Below are 22,266 nucleotides of genomic sequence, written 5' to 3'. Positions count from 1 at the left end.
GTTACATTTAAACTAACATTATCGTTTTCAGGATAATGTTAACTTAATATCATCCAATGAAAAAAATGTTCTCCGGAAGCGTATGCAGCTATTGTTTAGCTGGGATATTGCTATTAACATGTACAATCGCTTACGCAGCTGCGCCCCCTAAAAAGGGAAAAGCCCTGCATACCTATTTGTCGCAGTATGAAAATGTGCTTGGTACCTCCATGGAGCTCAAAGTTTCGACCTACACACAAGTGCGTGCTACTGAAGCTGAAAAAACTGCACTTGCCGAGATCAAAAAGTTATCTGAAATCCTGAGTGCCTACGATAAGGAAAGTGAGTTTAGCAAATGGCAAAAAACATGCGGGCAGCCGGTACCTGTTTCCAATGAGCTATTTGAAGTAATGCAGTTATTCGATGTTTGGCGTAACCGCACGGGTGGGGCATTGGATGCATCTGCCGAAATTGTGACACGGCTGTGGAAGAAAGCAGCTTCAACAAATCGTGTGCCCACGCAACAGGAATTGAATAACGCCGTGGCCGAGATAAAACAAACCCATTGGGTATTGAATCCAAAAACACGAACTGCTACGCACCTTGATAATGCCCCACTAATGCTAAATTCATTTGTGAAGAGCTATATTATCAAACACGCAGTAAATGAGGCAATGAAACCTGGCGATGTAAAGGCAGTAGTGCTGAATATCGGGGGAGATATAGTAGTGTCTGGCGACGTAACTGAAAACGTTCTTGTAAAGGACCCCAAAGCAGATGCAGAAAATGAAGCCCCTATAGCTTCGTTACGGATCTCTGATAAGGCGGTGGCTACGAGCGGCAACTACCGCAGGGGAGAATTGATCGGTGGTCATTGGTATTCACACATTGTGGACCCCCGCACCGGTCTTCCCGCCGATGATATTATCAGTGCCACTGTGGTGGCGCCTGATGCTGCAGATGCCGGCGCGCTGGCCACTGCTTTTAATGTAATGTCGTTACCTGAGAGCGTTCAGCTGGCCTCTACGATGCCGGGAGTGGAGTACCTCATCGTAACCAGGGATGGTAAACAGCAAACAAGCAAAGGTTGGGGCAGCCTGAAGGCAGCATATAAAGAAAATGGCATAGTTGGGAATTTGAACACTAAAACCGGAAACCGGGAGGCGGGAGGGAATAGTTTTGAGATGATCATCAATCTTGAGATCAATACGCAAAAAGAAGGTTTCGCCAAAAGACCGTACCTGGCAGTATGGATAGAAGACACCATGCATTCACCTGTAAGAACAGTATCTATATGGCACGGCAGCGACCGTTATATGCCGGAGCTCAAATCGTGGTATCTTAAATATAGAACCATCTATAATTCAGACATGAATTTTAAGAGTTCGACATCAAGCGCCACACGTTCTGCCGGGAAATATACGCTTAAATGGGATGGCAAAGATGACAAAGGAAATTATGTAAAACCCGGAAAATACATTGTGAAAATTGAAGCCGCCCGTGAACATGGCACGCACCAACTGATGCGTCAGGAGATTGACTGCGATAACACACCAAAGCAGATCAATCTGCCAGGAAATATTGAAATTTCTTCAGTCTCCCTGGATTATCATAAAAATTAAAATGCGCAATCAATAAACTGATGTTGCAGGAAAAAACGGCCCCACAAAGAATGAATTGGCTCACCTGGTACCGTAAAACGGCTATGTTAATGCGCTGGCTTCACATCTACCTGTCGATGATAAGCTTTGCTGTTGTTTTTTTCTTTGCTATAACCGGCTTAACATTAAACCATGCGGATAAGTTCGTGAATAAGGTCCGTACCATTGAAGAGAAAGGAAAGATGAACAAGCTATGGGTCAACAATCCGGATACCCTGAAAATAGCCAGGCTGGAAATAGTTGAATACCTCAGAAAGAATAATAGCATCAGCGCGCCAGTGAGCGATTTCAGGATCGATGAAACGCAGATTGGGGTTTCATTTAAGGGACCCGGTTATGCGGCCGATGCTTTTATTGACCGGGAAACAGGTAATTACGATCTTACAAAAACCAGTGCCGGTTTTGTGGGCGTCATCAATGACCTGCACAAAGGGCGGGACACAGGCGCAGCCTGGTCGACATTTATAGATATTTGCGCCATCCTGCTTACACTTGTTTCTTTTACCGGAATGTTGCTGCTGTTATTCCTGAAGAAGCGACGTGCGAGTGGCTTAATGGTAGCAGTGTTCGGGTTGCTGCTTGGCTACTTCGTGTACATGATCTGGATCAAATAGAACTGTGATTTTAAAAAATAAAATCCCGCTTTATGGCTTGTATAAATAATTTATTCAAAAACAGGTTGCTGATAACCTTATTTCTACTTGGTTCCTGTTTTTTCTTTGCCGACAGGGTGAAAGCCCAGGAAAATCAAAAAGCACGCGCGAGCCTGAGCGAACAGGAATGGAAAGCCGTAACTGGGATATTTCAGTCACCGCAGAACAATGATATGAATGTGCGGTTTACCGCAAGGGATAATATGCTCATTGCCAAACTGCTTTGGAATGGTAACGAACTACATTTATTGCCCGAATCGCCATTGGAGTTTTCAAGCAACCAGGAAGGTAACCAGGAATCCGTTCATATCACTTTTATCAAAGATTCAAGTGGTGCTGTCAATGAAGTTAAGGTCGCCGATAATGGCGTTTGGAAACGAAATAATAATTATACTCCTTTAACAAAGAAGGAGATCGAACTTTCGCCGGATCAACTGAAACAGTTTGAAGGATTGTATCAGTTTCAGGGCGATGCAACAAGGTTTATTGAATTCTCTTTACAGGGAGGACAACTGGTACTGAAGCAGAGTTGGGACGGAGAGCAACGCTTCTTTGTGCCGGAATCTGCTATGGATTTTTTTGTAAAGGATTTTCCATTGTTCACCCTCAACTTCTCAAAAGATAAAGATGGCAATATCAACCAGGTGATCGCTTTTAAAAAAGACGTCTGGGTTAAATCGAAAAAACATTCTCTTTCTGTAAATGAATTAAAGTCTTATGAAGGTAAGTTCAGAAGTAACGACGACCCGGACAATATTGTACAGTTAACTGTCGTAAAAGATCATTTGGTCATAAAACAATTGTGGGATAAAACAGAAAGAGTTTTGCAGCCAAAGACTGATTGTTATTTTATCAGTGAAGGGGAATTTTACCCTGTTGTTATTCATAAAAATAAAGATGCAGTAGTAAATGAGATCACGGTGCTTGGCACCAGTGTTTTCAGCAGGATAAATTAAATAGTAGGTATGGTGCACCGAATCGTATAGGGATATTTTTCCCCTATTGCACAGTTGGACCCAAAGTTGCAAACTTACCTCGTATAGTTGGCATGCGCAATCTGTTAAACTCTCAGCCCACAACTTAAGACCACAGAAATGATCATTTAGAACTAATTTAAACATCATGAAGCTTCTTCTCACTTCCAACGGCGTCAGCAACAATAGCATAAACAATGCGTTGCTTGACCTTTTGGGAAAACCTATCGCCGAATGTAATGCGCTGTTCATTCCAACAGCGATCTATCCTCATCCTAATGGTGCTAATATGGCATGGCAGGCCATCTGTGGAAAAACTAAATCCCGGTTCTGCCAGTTGGGGTGGAAATCTTTAGGAGTGCTGGAGCTTACGGCGCTTCCCTCTATTAAAAAAGAAATTTGGATCCAGGACATCCAGGCTGCTGATGCACTGCTGGTTTGGGGTGGTAATGTCTTGTATCTATCGTACTGGATGCAGCAATCCGGACTGGCGGATCTATTACCATCACTATTACACAAAATAGTCTATATGGGAATGAGCGCTGGAAGCATGGTTGTAAGCACCACTATCGGTGAGACTTATAGTACATACCCCGGCGGAAGTATGAATGCGCTAACATCGGAGAATATCGTATTCTCCACACCCCAGGGAGAAATAAGCAAGTTCTTCTTTACGGCTCAGGGAGCGGGACTGGTTGACTTTGCATTGATTCCACACTTTGAGAATGAGAATTTCCCGGACACCTCCAGGGCTAATGCGGAAAAATGGGCGGCAAAGTTACCAATACCAGTGTACGCCATTGACGATCAAACCGCGATCAAAGTGGTCGACAACACTATTGAAGTCATCTCAGAGGGCCGCTGGAAACTGTTTAATTTCTGATTGAATTTGTCAAATAGTAGCCTATTAAATCAGTATCTGGCTCGGCAGGTTCATCAGAAGTCTTAAACGAGCATTTCTCCAACAACTTTATGGAATGCATATTATCTCGGTGAGAGAGCGCTTCTATTTTTTCAAGCTTAATTGTATTGAAGGCATAGTCAATAACTTTTTCTACAGCTTCCTTCATTATTCCTTTTCCTTGAAAGTTTGTCAGAAGTTCATAACCTATTTCACATTTATCATTTTCTGCAGAAAAACCAAATAAACAAACTGTTCCAACTAATTTGTTCGTGTTGCCTAAAGTTATTGCCCAGTAAATAGAGTTATTTTTATTAGTGTTCTCATTAACCTTATTTATGAAATTTCTTGCATCTTCTATAGTATTGCTTATCTGTCTGTCAAGATATTTATTTATCTCGCTGTCAGAACGTAGAGTGAAAATTTCCTGTTCGTCATTAATTACCGGTTGTCTGAGTGTAAGTCTTTCCGTTGTCAAAATTGGAAAAGGCGTGAAGGTTTTATTTAACATGTTGTCGCATTTGGTTGGTTAGAATCTACGGTCATCATCGCATGACCGCTAAAACTTAAATATACGCCGTTAACCGATTTTGATCAAAAAATACACTATAAATATGAAATTATACACGCTCGTTCACGCCTGCAACGGATTATGTACGTTTTGGCGATATTCGCCGTGGCGATAAAGAAACTTTCAGAATAACAGATCTTCAGGAAATATAGTATTAGAGTGGATAGACCAGGTATCGATGTTTTTCAGGCAAAATGGGCCTAAAAAATCAGGCTCATGCGATTCAGTCTGTCCCTTTATCTGCCCGTTAATAAACAAGCAAATGAACAATGGCAGTTACCATTGCGGGAAAGTGTTTGGTTTAACTAATTCCATGTTGGTGTTTTTGAATATCTGCCTAAATTACCAAAAGCAGTCCATTCAAAAAGATCGCGGCTGGTTATTTTTTCAGCTGGGCCTGATGAAAATCAGTGGGTGTCATGATCCTGGTAGGCAGGTTCCCGCTGCAGGATTTTTTATATTTAGTTATCGGTAAACGCCGGTGTCAGATCTTATGGCATAACTCCTTTTAATCCCGCTCCCGATATAAAGTAAGCAAAATCATTGTTGATCTTAAATAGAATAAAATGAAAGTTTTTTTACACTGCTTTTATTTTACCTGCGTCACTATGCTTAATCCGGCTTTGGCCGAACAAAGCGGGTTGTTACATCTCCCGGAAATACAAACCGCGTTCATACATACCCCTCCGGGAATACCTTGCCAATATAAGATAACCAAAGATCCCGGTAACGGCTATGGGTATGATATCTATGTAAATGGAAAATTGTTCGTTCATCAGCCCTTTGTGCCCGGTTTATCGGGGGTGAAAGGATTTTCGCGAAAATCGGATGCCCGGAAGGTTGCTATACTGGTCGTTAAAAAAATAAACCTGGGCATAATGCCGCCTACCATTAAACGCGAAGAACTGGATAGTTTAAAGATCAAATACTAAAAACCTTATGTTATGCGCCATATGAATAAACGCATTTCGTACCAGCCTGGTGAAATGATAGCCTCGCTGGCAGTAACCGTTTTTTTGTTATGTCTATCTCAAAAAACCTTTTCCCAGGAGAATACCTGGCAGCAAAAGCAATCATTAGGTGTTCCGGCCACCACCCGCATGAATGCGGTTAGTTTCAGTATCAAAGGAAAGGGATATGTGGGAACGGGCAGGGGAGGGAAAGCCCAGAGCGATTTCTGGGAATACGATCCTGTCACCAACGTATGGACGCAAAAAGCAAATTTTGCCGGAGGGGCCCGCTTCTCGGCAACCGGCTTCAGCATAGACAATAAAGGCTATATTGGTTTGGGTGATAGTCTCAAACCAATCATTGGTTTTGAAGCTCGCTACAGTGATTTTTGGGAATACGACCCGGGCACCAATATCTGGACACGCAAAGCGGATTTCCCCGGAGGCGCCAGGTCGGGCGCCGCAGGTTTCAGTATCGGATCTAAGGGTTATATCGGCACAGGTATAGCCAATCCTTCCGGTGGCATATCTACTGGTTTTAGTACCAATGATTTCTGGGAATACGATCCGGCAACGAATAGCTGGGCACAAAAAGCATCTTTTTCCGGGCGGGCTCGCAGCTTTGCCACTGGCCTCTGTATAGGCAATAAAGGATATATAGGGCTCGGCAACGCATTCATAGATGAAATTGGAGCCAGTTTCAATGATTTCTGGGAATACGAACCGGTAACTGATACATGGGCCCAAAAAGCAGATTTTGGTGGTGGCGCAAGAGCGGCTGCTGTTGGCTTTAGTATCGGAAATACAGGCTTTGTAGGCACTGGTCAGTCTAATATGTTTTCTTTTAGTACTAATGATGTATGGGCATATGATCCGGTGACGAATGCATGGACTAAAAAGGCCAGTGTTGGTGGAACTGGCAATTTAAGGGAACAGGCTGTAGGATTTAGTATAGGCAACAAGGGATATATTGGTACAGGATATAGAGGTACGCCCTCTTCTTTATCCGGCCCTAAGAACGATTTCTGGGAATATGACACAACAATGGATGCCTGGACGCAAAAGGCCGACCTGGGCGGGGGGCCTCGCGCCAATGCAACAGGATTTAGTGTTAATGATAAAGGGTATGTTGGCACCGGGTATGACGGGGCTGCAAAAAAAGATTTCTGGGAATATGATCCGGCCACCGGTAACTGGACCCGGAAGGCAGATTTCCCCGGGGGCATAAGAAGGAAAACGACAGGATTTAATACATACAATTTTTTGGGTAAAGGTTGTCTTGGGCAGGGATATGTGACAGGGAGAAGTGATCTTGTCAATGATTTCTGGCAATATGATCCAATGAGCAATAGCTGGGCCAGAATGTCTTCTTTTACCATGGGAAGAGGCAGTGCGATTAGTTTCAACGCTAATTATCGATATGTAGGATTCGGAGATTTTCCTGCTTTCTTTTCCGATCTCTGGCAATATAATCCGGGGCAGGATAGCTGGACGCAACAAGCAGGTTTACCAGCCGCTGCAGGAGCGACACGCGGTTTCGGCGCCGGCGATAAAGTATATGTTTTTGGAAATGGATTTTGGGAATATAACGCCGGTACCAATACCTGGACCCAAAAGCAAACCCCACATATCGGAGGAATTAATTATGCTTTCAACATTAAGGATAAAGGATACGTGCTTACCGACAGCAATGTACTGTGGCTTTATAATGCTGTTTCTGACACATGGGCGCCAAGGGCAGCTTTCCCGGGGCGTGCCAGGCAGAACGGCACTGCTTTCAGTATTGGAGACAATGGCTATTTTGGGTTTGGGGATATAAACAATGAATTCCTGAACGATTTTTGGGAATACACGCCGGCAGCAGATAACGCTATTACCATAAGCGCCGCTTCCACAACCGTTTGTTCAGGGTCAAAATTAGCGGTGACCTATACCACAACAGGAATATTTGAACCGGGAAATGTTTTTACAGTTCTGTTGGGTTATCATAATATAGACAATTCCTTTATAAATAAAGTCATTGGATCAGATACCGCCACCACGGGTAGAGTAATAAACGTTACCCTGCCGGATAGCCTAAGGTTCGGTAACCAGTATGATATAAAAATGGTTTCCAGCAACCCGGCCGTTACCAGTAACAATATTGTCAATCTGGAAATTAATCCATTGCCTGTAGCAAAAGCGAAAAATACAACGGCGTATCTGAATGAAAGTGGTATAGCTGAAGTAATGCCGAGGGAGGTGAACAACGGCTCCTTTGTCAATTGCGGGCCGGTACAATTTGCGCTCGATCACAGCAGCTTTACCTGCGAAAATACCGGGCCTAATAAAGTTACTTTAACTGTGACCGACAGAAATGGGAACAGCGCAGCGGATTCGGCCGTGGTAACGGTGGTGGATACTTTAAGCCCGGTGATCAGCGACGCTTTTGCCATTCCGCCTTTTTTATGGCCTCCCGATCATATGATGAAAAAAGTAAGGGTCTTTTATAAAGTAACAGATAATTGCGGGGTGGCCGATAACTCTTTATCCGTAACAAGTAACGGGCAGCTAACCGGGAATCGTCCGGACTGGACTGTCCTCGATGATCACCATTTGTTATTGAGGAGCGAGCTTAATGAACGCGGTAAGGAAAGAATATATTTTATATCGATCAAGACAAAAGACAACTCCGGCAACACAGGTACTAAAGTGGTTAAGGTGGTTGTGCCGGGTGAAGGAAAGCATTTCTATTGGCCAGAGGTGGGCAACCATAATGGGAAGGATGAAAATGAATCCTGCGAGACAGACAAAAGCGCAAATGGTTTACACGTGCATGCGTTGCCAAATCCTTCCAGCCAGTACTTCACTATAACTATCCGTAGCAACGACAAACAACCTGTTACTTTGCGCATCATAAATAGCACGGGCCGGGTAATAGAAACGCATACAGCAGGGGCCAACGGATCATTACAAATTGGCGGCAACTATATGCCAGGTACCTATTTTATACAGGTTGTTCAGGGTAGAAATATGGTGACATTGCACCTGGTGAAACAGCCAGGCTAGGTAATTGCAGCAGATCTGCCAAAAGCCGATACGGGGCTTTTATAGTCCCGTATCGGCTTTTTTTGCAGCGAGCGCCGCTCCCCACAGCGAGCCCGGGTTAGCGCGGTCGCCATACAGCAATAACATTTTGTTAAATTCCCTGGTGAATACACACCAGCATCCCCATCGTTTGTCGTAGTTGCCAGTATGAGCACAAGCGCCAGAAAAAAAATTGAGCGGGGTATAGCCATAGCTTGTTCTTTCTCCAAAACTTGCCCGATCCTGATACTTCCAACAGCATTTCGAATACGCCCCAGGCTTACAATAGTTGCGGCTATTGGAGCTGTAATATTGATGGTATGTGCCGGCATTTTTCACATCGCCAGGGGCGAAGGAGCTGTGATATCTGTAAACATCATATTTGCACTCCTGGCTGTAATAGCAGCCTGGGGCCGGTATCTAAAGGCACCAATAAGATAACTCCAAACATAAATCCTCCAGAAGGAATTACCTACCTCGAAACCACTTTTAAAAACCCTGTTTTCAGGTTGCAATTCGCTTATTCGTTATTGTAATTTCAAAGTGTAGATTTTGTAATTCAACTTTAAAATTAAATGATATGAGTACAATTGAGATCGCCGGAAAATTAAAAGAACTGAAAGATACAATCCAATTAAAAGCAGCGGGCAGCAATGCATTTCCTGCCTCTTATTGGATTATGGTAACCAATGAGTTTACCGTTGGGTCTGTGGCTGTGGTTGTTCCAACGGCCGGCAACCTTTGGGTATTTTATGAATATGGATCTGCCCAGGCAGAATTGATTGAGGTATGGCACCAGGGAGGGGCCGTTACACCCATCGCCCTGGGTGAAAATAATATTCCTGTAAACCAGGGTGATGTGCTTTTGTATCAACTGGCCAATCCTGCACAGGATACCATTAAGATAGCGTATCAGTTAACCTGAGCAATTGCGCAAATATGAATGATAACGAGTAATTGAATTTTAAAAAGTATAAATCTTAAAAAAATATGAATGATAATAACGCGCCATTTGAGATTACCACCTGGTATGATACCTGGAATGAACTTGGATTGAATAATTTAATAAACGGAATAGTGCCTTTGAAGTATGCCACCCGGTATAACCTGGCTTTTGGGAACCTGACGGCTAATACATCTGGTGGGTACACGGTAGAGATGCCCGGCCCTTATACAGATGCTGTTAAAGGACAAATAGCCATGCAGGCCCCTGGTGCAATAATTTTTTCCAGCCTTACAGATCCCCTTATTCCTGAAGCCGTTCAGGACAATAATCAATATAATAACCGTTCTAGCAAGTACATTGCGTCCTGGTTGGTTGCTAATAAATACCGTGGGATATCCATAGATGCAGAGAGTTCTGGGATGAGTGCTGTTTGTGATTTTGTACAACAGTTAAGCCCTGTGTTTAAACCCGCCGGTTTGGGAATTGCCGTTTCGGTGCCATGGCCCGACCAGGGCCCCAGCGGTCTGTATGGAAACAATGCGGTAGCCGTATTTAATGAATATGTAGATAAAATTGAACTGCAGGATTATTCTGCTCAAGGCACACCTGCCGATGCGCAGATCTGGCTGAATGCAGGCATTAATCCCCGGCTTTTGCAAGGGGGGGTATCTACTGAAATTGGGCAGTATACAACCTCGCTTCCTGATGTGCAGGCATGGACCCAATATGCCATGAATGCAGGACTGGGGGGAATGTTCAGCTGGCGACTGGACAATGATCATACAAATGGTGAAGAAGACGATCAGCCAACTTTTACCGGCGCCAAGATGATCTATGATACGGTTTATAATATTCCGGTAGCTGCTGTTCTGGAATAGCAGGTATAAGAAGGCTTTAAGTTTAACAACTTAAAGCCTTCTTTAGTTTTAATTGGAATAGGTATATAATTGAACTACTTCGTTTTACTGGCAGTTCGCTTTTTGCCTGGGCCTTTCCTGGTTGCAGACTTTTTCGCACTTGATTTTCTCACCGTAGGTATAGATACCGGCTGTGCTCCCTTAATATTGAGGAACTGACCGATGCCCTTAATGTTCGTAGACGTCAGAAAGTCCTCGCTTTCATACAGTTTGGATATTTCCGACGGCTCAATGGTCTCCAGGCTCCCAACGTTGGTACCGCCTTTCCCAAGCACCCAGGCGCTGTTCCAGATGGAAGCCAGTATATAGGCGCAGGAAGCAAATAGTTTTGGCAACGCAGTTTTACCCTTCGCTTTCCAGAACGTATCCACGAAATTACTGCCATTGGCCACAAATGCATCTACAATTGTTTTAGGTTGAATCGCCGCAAACGTTTCTTTCATAAGCTCAACTGTGGCTGCCGCAGCTTGTTTTCCCGTCTTCAACGTCAGCAGCGTTTGAAATTCCGGCTGCTTAATAAGGGTATTGACCAAAGAGATAATTTCACTGTTGTACTTATTGACCAATTTTGCTTCAAACGCCTCATGAACACCGTCTCCCTTTTTGGAACCATTGGAAGTGGGGATGCCGTTAAACATATAGGATATATGTAGCGGTTGACAGGCGTCACCTACATAATGGGCAAGAACGCCTGCTGCGCTAACAAATCCGGTAGCATCACCGTTGGCAGCATACTCTACCATTTGAAGGAAGATCTGCCAAACCCGGAAGGGGAGTATTCCTTTACTTGAATCACGCACTGCAGGATCTGTATAGTAGCTTAGCCATTCATTGGGCGTGAGGAATTTCATGGCTTCACCTTTACCTGTGCATAGGTCCAACAGCCGTTGTCCGTTGGAGTCTGTTTTGTCCATGTCGGCAAAGTGATTGGGGTTTTCCAGCGATCGCTGAAATTTTCCTCCTCTTATCTTCCATACCAGGTCGGGAACATCGGCGAGTGGTGTATATTTCAGGCCCTTCCGTGCTTTTTTTATCGTTGAGTCCTTTTTTAAGATCTCCTGGTCAAAAGTGATGAGGTCAAGGTTGTTGGACATAAGCTTTTTTAGCTTCGTATCTGTTACCAGCAATGCGGCAATATTGGCGATGGTGTAGTGTCCCACTTCCCCCCAGGTATAATCTGAACCGCTGTTCCAACCGGATACAATATCAATATCGAGTTCTCTGAGCGCGATCGACAGGCCCGTAGCCAGGGCAAATGTGTACTTTCGCTCCTGTCCGTTCTCTACAAAGCAATGAGCTCCCCATTGGGTTGCTATAGGTCTTACGAATGCTTCTCCGTTTGTATCATTTTCTTCCGTCACCCAAAGCGTACCCGAATCGCCATGCCGGGTGTTAAGCGGATGCGCCGCATCTCTGGGCCCAATCATGAGGTCGGCTACATAATCCATTCCTCCCACAGACCTGTAACGATAGAAGAAACCTGCAATTTCACCTGCTAATTTTCCCGACACCGCACCAGATGCTTTTACCGGCGTTCCAATCAGGTTCAGGGTAAGGTTGTTGATATTCAAATCGTAAAGGCTTCCCAGCCTGTCCAACCCAATGATGTCGGTTTTCCAGTACGTGATATCATTGATCTCTATTAACCCTACATCTGCATTGGTAATCATATTCGCAGCGGTCCAGCCGGGATATACCTTGTCAAACGGCATATTGCCAAGGTATTTACCACTACTAACCCCGATAGGCACCACCGTGCCTTTCACCTTCGTGTAAACAATCGTTCCCGGAACTCCTGCCACATGCCGGTTCGTCAATGCATAATATTTATTCCCGTCGGAGACAACACAGCCAATCGAAGCTACCCGTTCAATACCCTGTGACTCAATAAGCAGGGGAAATCCTCCGCCGATATAGTCGGATGGAAAGATGAGTTCTTCTTCTGTAACCATCATTACGTCGGATGCCTCATTGGCCACCTCTATCACGCAGATGGGTACCTTACGGCCATCCGGCAGGTATACAGCAGAGGGGATATAATTATCAAAAGTATCTGTAGCCGGATGATTCCGGAATTCGTCGTATGTTACCCATTGCTTCACAAACACCAGAATGCAGGGCCAGCTGTCTTTTCTGATTTCGGTATTCAATAAAGTTTTAGCCTCCGTGCCAGGATGGATCCGTTGCCGGTATTTTCCGAGGGCGGTGGCAACAACATTCTCTTTCTTCATGAGGTGGATGTGAAAGGCGTCTCTGGCATCCAGCAGATCGCGAAGCGACAGGAATTGAAAAGCATTTTCCATGAGTTAACCCTTTTTTTACCGGGCTCTTCGAAGTTACCCGGATTGCCTTCGCTGCACACCGTGAAAAACACCCATTAACATAACATCCCCAAAAAAGTGTTTTTAGTGTACATCATGTACATTTGGATATGGATATGCTACTCAAAGCCATTCGACATTACATTCCGCTTTCTTCAGATGATGAAACTATCATCTGGTCTCTGTTTCGCGTACAAAAACTGCAAAAGGGCCAACACCTGCTTCAGGCTGGTGCTATTTGCAAAAACATCTTTTTTATTGAGCAGGGCCTGGTTCGTTATTATGCCATTATTGATGGCGAGGAAAAGACGAGCTATTTTAATAAGGAAGGTGAATTCGTTTGTGATTATGCCAGTTTCCTGCCTCAAACGCCATCCACAATTAATATTCAGGCATTGGAAGCATGTACTGTTTATTTCATCAGCCATAGCAATATGCACCTGTTTTATGAGCGGGTGAAGTATGGTGAAAGGTTTGGACGGCTGGCCCTTGAAGATGTATATGTAAACTTAATTAACCAGGTAAGACCACTGTACAACGATACGCCTGAACTTCGCTATCAATTCTTCCTTTCTAAATTTCCGGATACCGGACAGCGCATCCCACAATATTATATCGCCTCCTATATAGGAATAAAACCTCAATCGTTAAGTCGCATAAGAAAAAGAATGTCTGGAAGGAATTAATTAACCTGGGGGCGACCACCGTTTTTCCCTGTTGCAGAGGATACTGAGAAACCCCGACATGCATTTTCCGGGAAGCCGCTGATAAAGCGGCTTTGTTTATTTTCTTCTATACCCCAATAGCGGTGTTGCTATACTATTTAGCGCATCCTTTAAATAAATTTATATACATCCCTTGCCGTTACTAAATCTTTATTGCTATAACCTTATTTTTGCAGGATAACCAGAACTTCCCAGCCTCATTTTGCATAGTACCACATGGATTTTCAACAGTTAAGTGATGCCGCATTACTCCAGTCAATCAGGGGGGATGATGCAACTGCATTTAAGGTCCTGTACGACAGGTATTGGGAAAGCCTGTACCTAAAAGCCTGTAAAAGAGTTGATAAAGACGAAGCGAAAGACATGGTACAGGAAGTAATGACTACTTTATGGCGTCGCCGCAACGACATCGTTGTGCATGAGGACGGACAAATAGGCCGTTACCTGCATACTGCTATAAAATACCGCGTGATCAGTCATTATGCTTATTTGTCCAATGAAATCCCAAACACCGATCTGTTCACTGCATTGAACAGCCAGGAAGTTGCCAATAATCTTGAAGCAAAGGAATTAAGTGAATTGCTCGAACAGGAGATCAACCGGCTGCCGGCGCGCATGCAACAGATCTTCAGAATGAGCAGGGAAGACGATTTCTCCATTGCCGATATTGCCCGGCAACTCAATCTCTCCGAACAAACCATAAAGAACCAATTGACCGAAGCGCTCAGGCGCATCAGGGAGTCCATTAAGCAAAAGGACTATGGCGACTGGGTGTTCCTGCTCATCCTGTTGTACTATTCTTCTCATTAACCACCACCTATCCCCGGTTGAACGCTGCTAAATGTCATTAGCGGAAGCGTCTCGGTATTATTTATACCCGGGAGTGAAAATTTTTTTTCATTCCGGCTAGTACCAGAACTCTTTTTTTCAGATACATAATAAAACCGATGGCTTTTAACGGAGAAAATATAAAACAGATCCTCAGGAAATACCTGATTGGTGTTGCCAGTGATGAAGAAACGAACGCGATCGATCGCTGGTATCAATCCTTCGAGAACCAGGCGCCTGTAAGTCTTACCGAACAGGACCGGGAAGCGGCTAAACAGGAGATCTGGGAAAAGATTGCGCCTGCTATTGTGCCGCAACAAAAAGCGCGGGTAATACCAATATGGTTGAAGGCGGCCTCCTGGGCTGCTGTAGTGGCGGGCATTATGATCGGCCTGTTTCTGTTGATAAAACCGGCAAAGCATGGGGAGCTTGCCTATACTACAGTGACTACAAAAAACGGGCAAAAAACCGTGGTTACCATCCGGGATGGCACCCGCCTTACCCTGAATGCCGGCACCACCTTGCACGTGTATGAAGATTTTTCAACCGAACGCAGAGTTGACCTGATAGATGGGGAAGTATTCTTTGAAGTACATAGAGATACAACCAAACCGTTCAGGATCCACAGCAACGATTTAATCATTTCTGTATTGGGTACCTCCTTCGATGTATCGGCATATACCGGGCTGAAAAAGATCAGTGTGGGAGTTGTAACTGGAAAGGTCAGTGTAAAAAGGGATACCACTACGCTGGATGTACTTACAAAAACCCGGCAGTTGAACTACAACACCGAAACGCATGCCTATACTACCGGTACAGCCAACGCCTCGTTGCTGGCCTGGCAACAGGGCAGGGTGGAGCTGAACGATCTGTCGTTTGGGGAGATGGCTGTAATGATGAAAAAGAATTTTGGTATCGATGTGCTTACACATGACAGCCGTATTGAACAAACAAAATATACCACCGAACTATCGGCTTCCATGACGGCAGGTGAAGCAATGGAAGTACTGGCGGCCATTCACCAATTGACAATTGAAAAAATAGATGCCCATACTTATATACTCAAATAAAGATTGCTTTGATTTTCAATTAACCAAATTTAAAACTGTATGAAACGACTGCTTGCCATTAAAAAGAGAAAAAGGCATATTGCTGTGTGGCTGTTTCTTTTTTTAGTTCCGTTGGCTTCGCTGAACCTGTATGCACATGTAGCAGAAAGCCAGATCCTGAAAAATACGACCGTAACGGTGCAATTCAAAGGTGGGTCGCTCGATGCCGCCATTAGTGAATTACAAAAAGCCAGCCGGGTGGCATTTGCCTATGACCGGCAATTGCTGAGCCTGTACCAGGTGGAAGGCTTTGTGGTTCGAAAAGAAAACCTGGAAAAGGTAGTACAAAAACTGTTGCAGCATAAACCCCTGAGTTATGCTGAGGTGAACAAGGTGATCGTAATCTCGAAAAAGCGGGATGATCTTATTTACCACACCGCTGCTGTTACAAATAATAATGAGATCATGATAACGGGTGCAATAACAGACGAAAACAAGCAGCCTTTTTCAGGCGTGAATGTAACCGTTAAAGGCACGCTTACCATGACGTCGACCGATGCGAAAGGCCGGTACAAAATACTGGTAGAATCACCACAGGCGGTGCTGGTATTCAGTTATGTGGGGTATGTTACCGCCGAAGTGGCAGCAGGTAACAGTACCACCCTCGATCTGCAAATGAAACCAGGTGTAGGTAAAGACCTGGCCGAAATAGCGGTGGTGGGTTTTGGTTCAAAACAGAAAAAGATCAGCCTTGTGGGCGCGCAGTCTACGGTAAACGTAGAGGAATTGCACCAGCCGGTGGCCAATGTAAGCACGATGCTGGCAGGCCGCGTATCGGGCATCGTTGGGGTACAACGCTCGGGCGAGCCTGGTAAAAGCAGCGCCGATATCTGGATCAGAGGCATTGCTACGAGCTTCGGTAACTCTTCTTCTCCATTGATATTGGTTGATGGGGTAGAGCGCGATATCAATACCATCGATCCTGAGGATATTGAATCGTTCACCATTTTGAAAGACGCTTCCAGTACCGCCGTATATGGCGTTCGTGGCGCTAATGGCGTCATTTTCATAAAAACCAAAGTAGGTAAAGTAGGCAAACCGCAGATCTATTTTGACTACAGCGAAGGGTTGAACACCTTCACGAAGAAACCGCAGATGCTGGATGGCATCAATTATATGAACCTGGTGAACGAAGCATTGACTACCCGCAACCAGGCGCCTATGTATACAAAGGAATACATCGATAAAACAGCATCCGGACTGGACCCGCTGGTATATCCGGATGTTAACTGGATGGATGCGGTTTTCAATCAAACAGGTCATACCCGCAAAGCAAACCTCAATGTAAGCGGTGGTGTTGACAATGCTCAATATTATGTATCGCTCGCCTATTTTGGCGAGAGCAGCTTTTTGAAGACCGATGATATGGCCCAGTACAACAGCAAGCTGCATTACGACCGGTATAATGTAACCACCAAGTTGAATATGAAATTGACCAATACCACCAAAGCCGAAGTAGGGGTGATGGGGTATTTTTCAACAAGGAACGCCCCCTATGAAGACCCTTCCACCATCTTTGCGAGCGCCATGGCTGCAACGCCTGTGATGTACCCGATTATGTATCCCGGCGGTATTGTTCCCGGTATTACCTCCAACGGCGCTTCCATTAACCCCTATGCGCAATTGACCCGGAACGGGTACCGGACCGAAAACCAGAACCAGCTGTATTCCAACCTGCGCCTTACGCAGGACCTGGGGGTGATCACAAAAGGTTTGTCGGCTACGGCTATGGTGGCATTCGATGCAAACAGCTCGCTCACGATCAAAAGGCTCAAAAGAGACGATACTTACACCGTAGATAAAAATGATCCGCATAAAGCCGATGGCAGTCTGAACCTGCAAAGAACCTGGACGAGTACCCAGCCTTACCTTGGTTTTGATAAATCGAACGGCGGGAACAGGCAGACGTATGTGGAAGGCGCTATTAATTACCAGCGGGACTTTAACCTGCACCGGGTGAGCAGTATGATCCTGGGCTATGCCAGCAGTAAAACGGATGCTTTTGCCGGCGACATCACCAGTTCCATTCCCTCGCGTTTAATGGGATTGGCAGGCAGGGTGACTTATTCCTATGATGACCGCTATTTTGTGGAATTCAACGGCGGTTACAATGGATCGGAATTATTTGCACCCAATAACCGCTTCGGATTCTTTCCGGCTATTGGCGCGGGTTGGCTGGTATCGAATGAGAAGTTTTTCAACCCGCTGTTAAATGCCATATCATTCCTGAAATTCAGGTATTCTTATGGTAAATCGGGCCTGGGTCTTATTACATCTGGTTCACGCCGCTTTGCTTATATCACCGAAGTGAGTGATGGCGCCACTGGCTATGATTTTGGCAGAAGCACCACGAACAATGCAGGCGGTATTGTGGTAACCGATTACGCAGTGCCTGTTATGACTTGGTCTACCTCGCTGAAACAAGACCTGGGATTTGAAGCGAAATTCATGCGTAATAAATTGTCTTTGATCGTTGACCTTTTCAGTGAAAAGCGTACCGGCATCTTTATGCAAAGACAATCGGCCGTTGCATTCAACGGATTGCAGAAGCAACTCTGGGGTAACCTGGGTGCTGTAGACAACAGGGGCATAGATGCAACACTGGAATACAATACCCGCATAGGAGAAGTAGGCCTGAACATCCGCGGCAACTTTACTTATAGTAAGAATAAAGTGGTGGAAAACGATATGCCGCCACAGGCTTATCCCTGGCTGGAGCACAGGGGCGACAACGCACTGGCCCGCTACGGATATATTGCCGAAGGATTGTTTGCTGATCAGGGTGAGATAGACAAAAGTGCGGTTCCCGGCGACAAATCGAAGGTATTACCCGGTGATATTAAATATAAGGACCTGAATGGCGACGGCGTGATAGATGCCAATGACGTGGCAAAGATCGGTCATGGCGACGTGCCTTCGATGGTGTTTGGTTTTGGCTTCAATGTTACCTGGAAAAATTTCCAGGCGGGTGTTTTGTTCCAGGGTATCGACAATGCCGACAGAATGCTGCAGGGAAGGGCCATTATGCCGTTTAATGCCTCCGATGCTTCCAATGCCTATGCTATAGCGCTCAACAGATGGACGGTTGACAAACCGAACCAGGATGTTTTTTATCCGCGCCTCGCTTATGGCGAAGACCGCAATTTTAACAACACAAGGGCCAGCTCATGGTGGGTAAAAGACGTGAGCTTCCTGCGCCTGAAAACAGCCATGCTCTCTTACAACCTGCCTGCAGCGATATTGCGTGGCTGGGGAATCAAGAATTCGGCCATTTACATGCAGGGCATCAACCTGCTTACATTCAGCAAATTTAAATTATGGGATCCTGAGCTGAATACAGATAACGGGATCAGTTATCCCAATGTAAGGACCATTTCTTTAGGCGTTAACCTGAAATTCTAGTGTTGACTTTTAAAATGTATAACGATATGCGCAAATTCATATACCTGTTTTTTGCAGTAGCGGCGATGTCCTCCTGCAAAAAATATCTTGATAAAGTACCGGATGATAAGTTGTCGGGAGCAGATATTTTCAAAAGCTGGCAAACTGCGAATAAATTCCTCGACAATGTTTATTCACATGTGCCAGATGAATTTGGTCAAAGAGGTGGCGGGCAATACGATGCCAGCGACAGTTATAATAATGGCGGCATCTGGACGGGAGGTTGCGATGAGGCCGAGTTCCTGTGGGGGTTTGTACGCTCCAACAACCTGAACATCGGCGCCTGGGACGCTACTTCCGATTTTGTGAAAACTTACTGGACCAATTACTACCAGGGCATTCAGGGGGCCAGCACCTTTATTGCCAACGCAGATAAGATCAGTGACCTGAGCGATGAACTGAAAAGCCGTTACAAGGCAGAAGCAAGGGCATTGCGGGCCATTTATTATTACCAGTTGATCCGGATTTATGGTCCGGTGGTGTTGATGGGGCAGAATCCTGTTGATCCCAATATGAATTTACAGATACCCCGCAGCTCCGTGGATGAATGTGTTGATTTTATAACATCCGAACTAACGGCAGCAGCCGGCAACCTGCCCGTAACACCCGACGACGATGCCCATTACGGACATATTACAAAAGGCATTGCCCTTGCGTATAAGGCGCAGACCCTGCTGTATGCCGCCAGTCCGCTGTTCAATGGCAATACTGATTACGCGGCACTAAAAAATAAAGATGGTAAACAGTTGATTGCTCAATCGGCAGATGTGAATAAATGGAAAACAGCGGCCGGCGCCTATAAAGACTTTATCACTGCGTTTGTGCCTGCTACCTACAACCTGTATAAATCTGATGACGGCGATCCGTATAAGAGTTGCAGGGACGTACTGTTGAAAGACTGGAATGTGGAAGTGATCTTTTCACGTAAAGGCTCTGTCGATTCAAGACAATATGAGTTGACACCGCGCCACGATGGCGCAGCCAGCGGTGACGTAAAAGGAGGCACTGGTTTGTCGGCTACACAAGGAATGGTGGACGCCTTTTTTATGGCGAACGGGATGAGCCCGGTATTAGGATATAATGGCGATGGCACGCCGGTAGTAAATGCCGCTTCGGGTTATCAGCTTACCGGATTCACCGATTTCAAAGCTCCTTCCAGCAACACTTCTCTCGGCTCAAAAAGCACGTTCAACCAATGGGTGAACCGTGAACCCCGCTTTTATGTCAATATCACCTATAACCGCAGTAACTGGCTCAATCCAACTTATCCCGTTGAAACCACAATGTTCAGAGGAGGCAACTCAGGTAAAAAGGCCGATGGCAGCGGTGGCGACTATTCCGTAACCGGTTATGTGGCACGCAAATCCATGAGTACCGGTGCATGGGGTAACGGCAACGATCATAAGTTGATCCTTTTGCGATTGGCTGAAATATACCTGGGATATGCGGAGTGTTTAAATGAAGCCGACTATGCCGCCAACCTGGGCGAGATACTTAAATATCTCAACCTCATCCGGGAAAGGGCTGGCATTCCTCAATACGGTACGGGCGCCAATGCATTGCCTGTACCTGCCAGCCAAACGGCCATGCGCGATGCCATTCGCAGAGAGCGCAGGGTAGAGCTGGCATTCGAGAACAGCCGTTTCTTCGATGTACGCCGGTGGAAGATAGCTGAACAAACAGAGAACGGTCCGGTGTGGGGCCTCGATATCGATGCCACCACCGAAGCGGGTTTTTATAACCTGAAATCGTTTGAAACAAGGGTGTTTAACAGGAAAAAGCATTACCTGTTCCCGATTCCGCAAACCGAGATAAGCAACGATGTGGAACTGGTACAGAATACCGGGTGGTAAAACCGGCACCAATGGCTTGCAATAAATTATGAACGGCTAATTTTTTTAACTATGTTCCGAAAAATCAATTTGAATATACTATTCGCCGCCCTTACCATGGCGCTGGGTGTAAGCGCCTGCAAAAAGGATAACGGTGGTTATACCAATAATGCATCCGCACCCATCGTGATCAATTCCTTTACGCCTACAGAAGGCGCCACAGGTACCGAAGTGCTCATCAATGGCAGTAATTTTTCTTCCGATACGGCACAGATCCAGGTTACCATTAATGGAGTGCCTTTGAAAGTAGCAGGCGCGAAGGAAAACCAGATCATGGCTTACCTCACCCAGAAAACGGGTACCGGACCGGTAGTGGTTACCATTGGTAAAAATACCGGCGCCAGCACTACTGATTTTAAATACCTGTTTTCTTATGTGGTAACCACCCTGGCAGGTTCAGGCAATGCAGGCTTTGCCGATGGAAAAGGCGCAAACGCCTCGTTCAACTTTGCCGGTGTACGTTGCCAGTTATCGGTAGATAATATCGGGAATGTATATGTTCCGGATGGCGGTAATCAGCGCATCAGGAAAATAGCGCCCGACGGAACGGTAACCACCATTGCAGGTACGGGCGAGAACGGCTATAACGAAGGACCTGCATCGGGTGCGAAATTCAATAATCCCTGCGCTACAGCCATGGATGCAAATGGCAACATGTACGTAGCTGAAAGGAACGGCCGGCGTATCAGGAAGATCACACCAGATGGTAATGTGTCAACCCATGCCTACAGCAGCGGTAATGGCGGTAACGAACTCACCTCCATAGCCATCAATAAAACCACCGGCGCCGTTTACTGGTCAGATTTTTATGGCGACGGTATTTATACCCTGAAAAATGGTACGGTAACAAAAGTCATCAACTATTCATTGCCCTGTACCATCACCATCGATGGTGCAGGCAATATTTATGCTACCCATTACGACGCGCAAACAGTGCGTAAATACGTCTATAACGCCAGCAGCGATGCTTTTGATAACGGCGCCGATATTGCCGGGATGGATCATCAATCTGGTTGGGTTGACGGTATCGGCACGGTTGCCCGGTTCAATAATCCCTGGGGTATAGCCATGGACAACAAAAGCAATTTGTACGTAACCGGTTTGGGCGAAGGCCGGAACAGTAACTGCGTTCGCATGATCACTCCCGATGTTTGGAATGTGACCACTATTGCGGGTGCAGGCGATAGCGGTTATGCCGAAGGAACAGGAAGCAGCGTTCGATTTAACGGTCCTACCGGGATAGCGGTTGATAAAAATGGCAATATGTATATCCTGGATATGGCCAACAACAGGGTGAGAAAAATTACGGTAGAATAACGATAGCATACTTCT

Annotated in this window: 17 protein-coding genes; 15 read left to right on the top strand and 2 right to left on the bottom strand. The window is 45.5% G+C overall.

Annotated features, from left to right (window positions below; translation table 11 throughout):
* Nucleotides 1-56 precede the first annotated feature (56 nt).
* From NIAKO_RS16020 to NIAKO_RS16005, 4 genes are all read left to right on the top strand, one after another.
* Entirely contained in the window at nucleotides 57-1,601 is a 1,545-nt protein-coding gene (locus NIAKO_RS16020; protein WP_014219497.1) for a DUF2271 domain-containing protein, read from the top strand.
* 50 nt (nucleotides 1,602-1,651) lie between these two features.
* On the top strand, nucleotides 1,652-2,254 hold the full coding sequence (locus NIAKO_RS16015; RefSeq protein WP_165761256.1) for a PepSY-associated TM helix domain-containing protein: 603 nt from the start codon (nucleotides 1,652-1,654) through the stop codon (nucleotides 2,252-2,254).
* A gap of 32 nt (nucleotides 2,255-2,286) precedes the next feature.
* Nucleotides 2,287-3,249: a hypothetical protein gene (locus tag NIAKO_RS16010; protein WP_014219495.1), complete on the top strand. Its 963-nt coding sequence runs from the start codon at nucleotides 2,287-2,289 to the stop codon at nucleotides 3,247-3,249.
* A 166-nt stretch (nucleotides 3,250-3,415) separates the two neighbouring features.
* The gene (locus NIAKO_RS16005) at nucleotides 3,416-4,150 is read left to right on the top strand and encodes a Type 1 glutamine amidotransferase-like domain-containing protein (RefSeq protein ID WP_014219494.1); all 735 of its coding nucleotides are present in this window, start codon (nucleotides 3,416-3,418) and stop codon (nucleotides 4,148-4,150) included.
* Here NIAKO_RS16005 and NIAKO_RS16000 read toward each other — a convergent pair.
* Nucleotides 4,140-4,679 carry a GNAT family N-acetyltransferase gene (locus tag NIAKO_RS16000; RefSeq protein WP_014219493.1) on the bottom strand — a complete coding sequence of 180 codons (540 nt, stop codon included), beginning with the start codon at nucleotides 4,677-4,679 and terminating at the stop codon, nucleotides 4,140-4,142. The genes NIAKO_RS16005 and NIAKO_RS16000 overlap by 11 nt on opposite strands.
* A 626-nt stretch (nucleotides 4,680-5,305) precedes the next feature.
* On the opposite strand from NIAKO_RS16000, the gene NIAKO_RS15990 reads away from it, so the two are divergent.
* The 5 genes from NIAKO_RS15990 to NIAKO_RS15970 all read left to right on the top strand — a co-directional run bounded on the left by NIAKO_RS15990 (nucleotide 5,306) and on the right by NIAKO_RS15970 (nucleotide 10,579).
* Nucleotides 5,306-5,671: a DUF4907 domain-containing protein gene (locus NIAKO_RS15990; protein WP_014219492.1), complete on the top strand. Its 366-nt coding sequence runs from the start codon at nucleotides 5,306-5,308 to the stop codon at nucleotides 5,669-5,671.
* Between the two features lie 12 nt (nucleotides 5,672-5,683).
* Entirely contained in the window at nucleotides 5,684-8,737 is a 3,054-nt protein-coding gene (locus tag NIAKO_RS36840; protein WP_014219491.1) for a T9SS type A sorting domain-containing protein, read from the top strand.
* Between the two features lie 186 nt (nucleotides 8,738-8,923).
* Nucleotides 8,924-9,196, top strand: a complete 273-nt coding sequence (locus tag NIAKO_RS39740; RefSeq protein ID WP_014219490.1) for a DoxX family protein — start codon at nucleotides 8,924-8,926, stop codon at nucleotides 9,194-9,196.
* A gap of 139 nt (nucleotides 9,197-9,335) precedes the next feature.
* A complete protein-coding gene (locus NIAKO_RS15975) occupies nucleotides 9,336-9,680 on the top strand; it encodes a hypothetical protein (protein WP_014219489.1) in 345 nt (114 codons plus the stop codon).
* A gap of 65 nt (nucleotides 9,681-9,745) precedes the next feature.
* Nucleotides 9,746-10,579, top strand: coding sequence for a glycoside hydrolase family 18 protein (locus tag NIAKO_RS15970; RefSeq protein WP_014219488.1), 834 nt, complete (start codon nucleotides 9,746-9,748; stop codon nucleotides 10,577-10,579).
* Between the two features lie 74 nt (nucleotides 10,580-10,653).
* Here the strand turns inward: NIAKO_RS15970 and NIAKO_RS15965 are convergent, their stop codons facing one another.
* Nucleotides 10,654-12,921, bottom strand: coding sequence for a Nal1-like putative serine protease (locus NIAKO_RS15965; protein WP_014219487.1), 2,268 nt, complete (start codon nucleotides 12,919-12,921; stop codon nucleotides 10,654-10,656).
* 128 nt (nucleotides 12,922-13,049) lie between these two features.
* Between NIAKO_RS15965 and NIAKO_RS15960 the strand changes: the two genes are divergently transcribed.
* From NIAKO_RS15960 to NIAKO_RS15935, 6 genes are all read left to right on the top strand, one after another.
* Nucleotides 13,050-13,625, top strand: a complete 576-nt coding sequence (locus NIAKO_RS15960) for a Crp/Fnr family transcriptional regulator (protein ID WP_014219486.1) — start codon at nucleotides 13,050-13,052, stop codon at nucleotides 13,623-13,625.
* A gap of 255 nt (nucleotides 13,626-13,880) precedes the next feature.
* Nucleotides 13,881-14,474: an RNA polymerase sigma factor gene (locus NIAKO_RS15955; RefSeq protein ID WP_014219485.1), complete on the top strand. Its 594-nt coding sequence runs from the start codon at nucleotides 13,881-13,883 to the stop codon at nucleotides 14,472-14,474.
* 137 nt (nucleotides 14,475-14,611) lie between these two features.
* Nucleotides 14,612-15,562, top strand: coding sequence for a FecR family protein (locus tag NIAKO_RS15950; RefSeq protein ID WP_014219484.1), 951 nt, complete (start codon nucleotides 14,612-14,614; stop codon nucleotides 15,560-15,562).
* 39 nt (nucleotides 15,563-15,601) lie between these two features.
* A complete protein-coding gene (locus NIAKO_RS15945) occupies nucleotides 15,602-19,003 on the top strand; it encodes a SusC/RagA family TonB-linked outer membrane protein (protein ID WP_014219483.1) in 3,402 nt (1,133 codons plus the stop codon).
* A 26-nt stretch (nucleotides 19,004-19,029) separates the two neighbouring features.
* Entirely contained in the window at nucleotides 19,030-20,895 is a 1,866-nt protein-coding gene (locus NIAKO_RS15940) for a RagB/SusD family nutrient uptake outer membrane protein (RefSeq protein WP_014219482.1), read from the top strand.
* Nucleotides 20,896-20,946: 51 nt separating this feature from the next.
* Nucleotides 20,947-22,251, top strand: a complete 1,305-nt coding sequence (locus NIAKO_RS15935) for an NHL domain-containing protein (protein WP_014219481.1) — start codon at nucleotides 20,947-20,949, stop codon at nucleotides 22,249-22,251.
* Nucleotides 22,252-22,266: the final 15 nt, after the last annotated feature.

The organism is Niastella koreensis GR20-10 (genome assembly GCF_000246855.1).
Taxonomy (GTDB): domain Bacteria; phylum Bacteroidota; class Bacteroidia; order Chitinophagales; family Chitinophagaceae; genus Niastella; species Niastella koreensis.
The sequence above is the reverse complement of the archived record's forward strand: the minus strand, read 5'-3'. Positions and strand labels throughout refer to the sequence as shown.

Bases quoted from the DNA above. Each gene is read 5' to 3' on its own strand.
- NIAKO_RS16020 (WP_014219497.1), top strand. From the start codon at position 57: ATGAAAAAAATGTTCTCCGGAAGCGTATGCAGCTATTGTTTAGCTGGG.
- NIAKO_RS16015 (WP_165761256.1), top strand. From the start codon at position 1,652: ATGAATTGGCTCACCTGGTACCGTAAAACGGCTATGTTAATGCGCTGG.
- NIAKO_RS16010 (WP_014219495.1), top strand. From the start codon at position 2,287: ATGGCTTGTATAAATAATTTATTCAAAAACAGGTTGCTGATAACCTTA.
- NIAKO_RS16005 (WP_014219494.1), top strand. From the start codon at position 3,416: ATGAAGCTTCTTCTCACTTCCAACGGCGTCAGCAACAATAGCATAAAC.
- NIAKO_RS16000 (WP_014219493.1), bottom strand. From the start codon at position 4,679: ATGTTAAATAAAACCTTCACGCCTTTTCCAATTTTGACAACGGAAAGA.
- NIAKO_RS15990 (WP_014219492.1), top strand. From the start codon at position 5,306: ATGAAAGTTTTTTTACACTGCTTTTATTTTACCTGCGTCACTATGCTT.
- NIAKO_RS36840 (WP_014219491.1), top strand. From the start codon at position 5,684: ATGCGCCATATGAATAAACGCATTTCGTACCAGCCTGGTGAAATGATA.
- NIAKO_RS39740 (WP_014219490.1), top strand. From the start codon at position 8,924: ATGAGCACAAGCGCCAGAAAAAAAATTGAGCGGGGTATAGCCATAGCT.
- NIAKO_RS15975 (WP_014219489.1), top strand. From the start codon at position 9,336: ATGAGTACAATTGAGATCGCCGGAAAATTAAAAGAACTGAAAGATACA.
- NIAKO_RS15970 (WP_014219488.1), top strand. From the start codon at position 9,746: ATGAATGATAATAACGCGCCATTTGAGATTACCACCTGGTATGATACC.
- NIAKO_RS15965 (WP_014219487.1), bottom strand. From the start codon at position 12,921: ATGGAAAATGCTTTTCAATTCCTGTCGCTTCGCGATCTGCTGGATGCC.
- NIAKO_RS15960 (WP_014219486.1), top strand. From the start codon at position 13,050: ATGGATATGCTACTCAAAGCCATTCGACATTACATTCCGCTTTCTTCA.
- NIAKO_RS15955 (WP_014219485.1), top strand. From the start codon at position 13,881: ATGGATTTTCAACAGTTAAGTGATGCCGCATTACTCCAGTCAATCAGG.
- NIAKO_RS15950 (WP_014219484.1), top strand. From the start codon at position 14,612: ATGGCTTTTAACGGAGAAAATATAAAACAGATCCTCAGGAAATACCTG.
- NIAKO_RS15945 (WP_014219483.1), top strand. From the start codon at position 15,602: ATGAAACGACTGCTTGCCATTAAAAAGAGAAAAAGGCATATTGCTGTG.
- NIAKO_RS15940 (WP_014219482.1), top strand. From the start codon at position 19,030: ATGCGCAAATTCATATACCTGTTTTTTGCAGTAGCGGCGATGTCCTCC.
- NIAKO_RS15935 (WP_014219481.1), top strand. From the start codon at position 20,947: ATGTTCCGAAAAATCAATTTGAATATACTATTCGCCGCCCTTACCATG.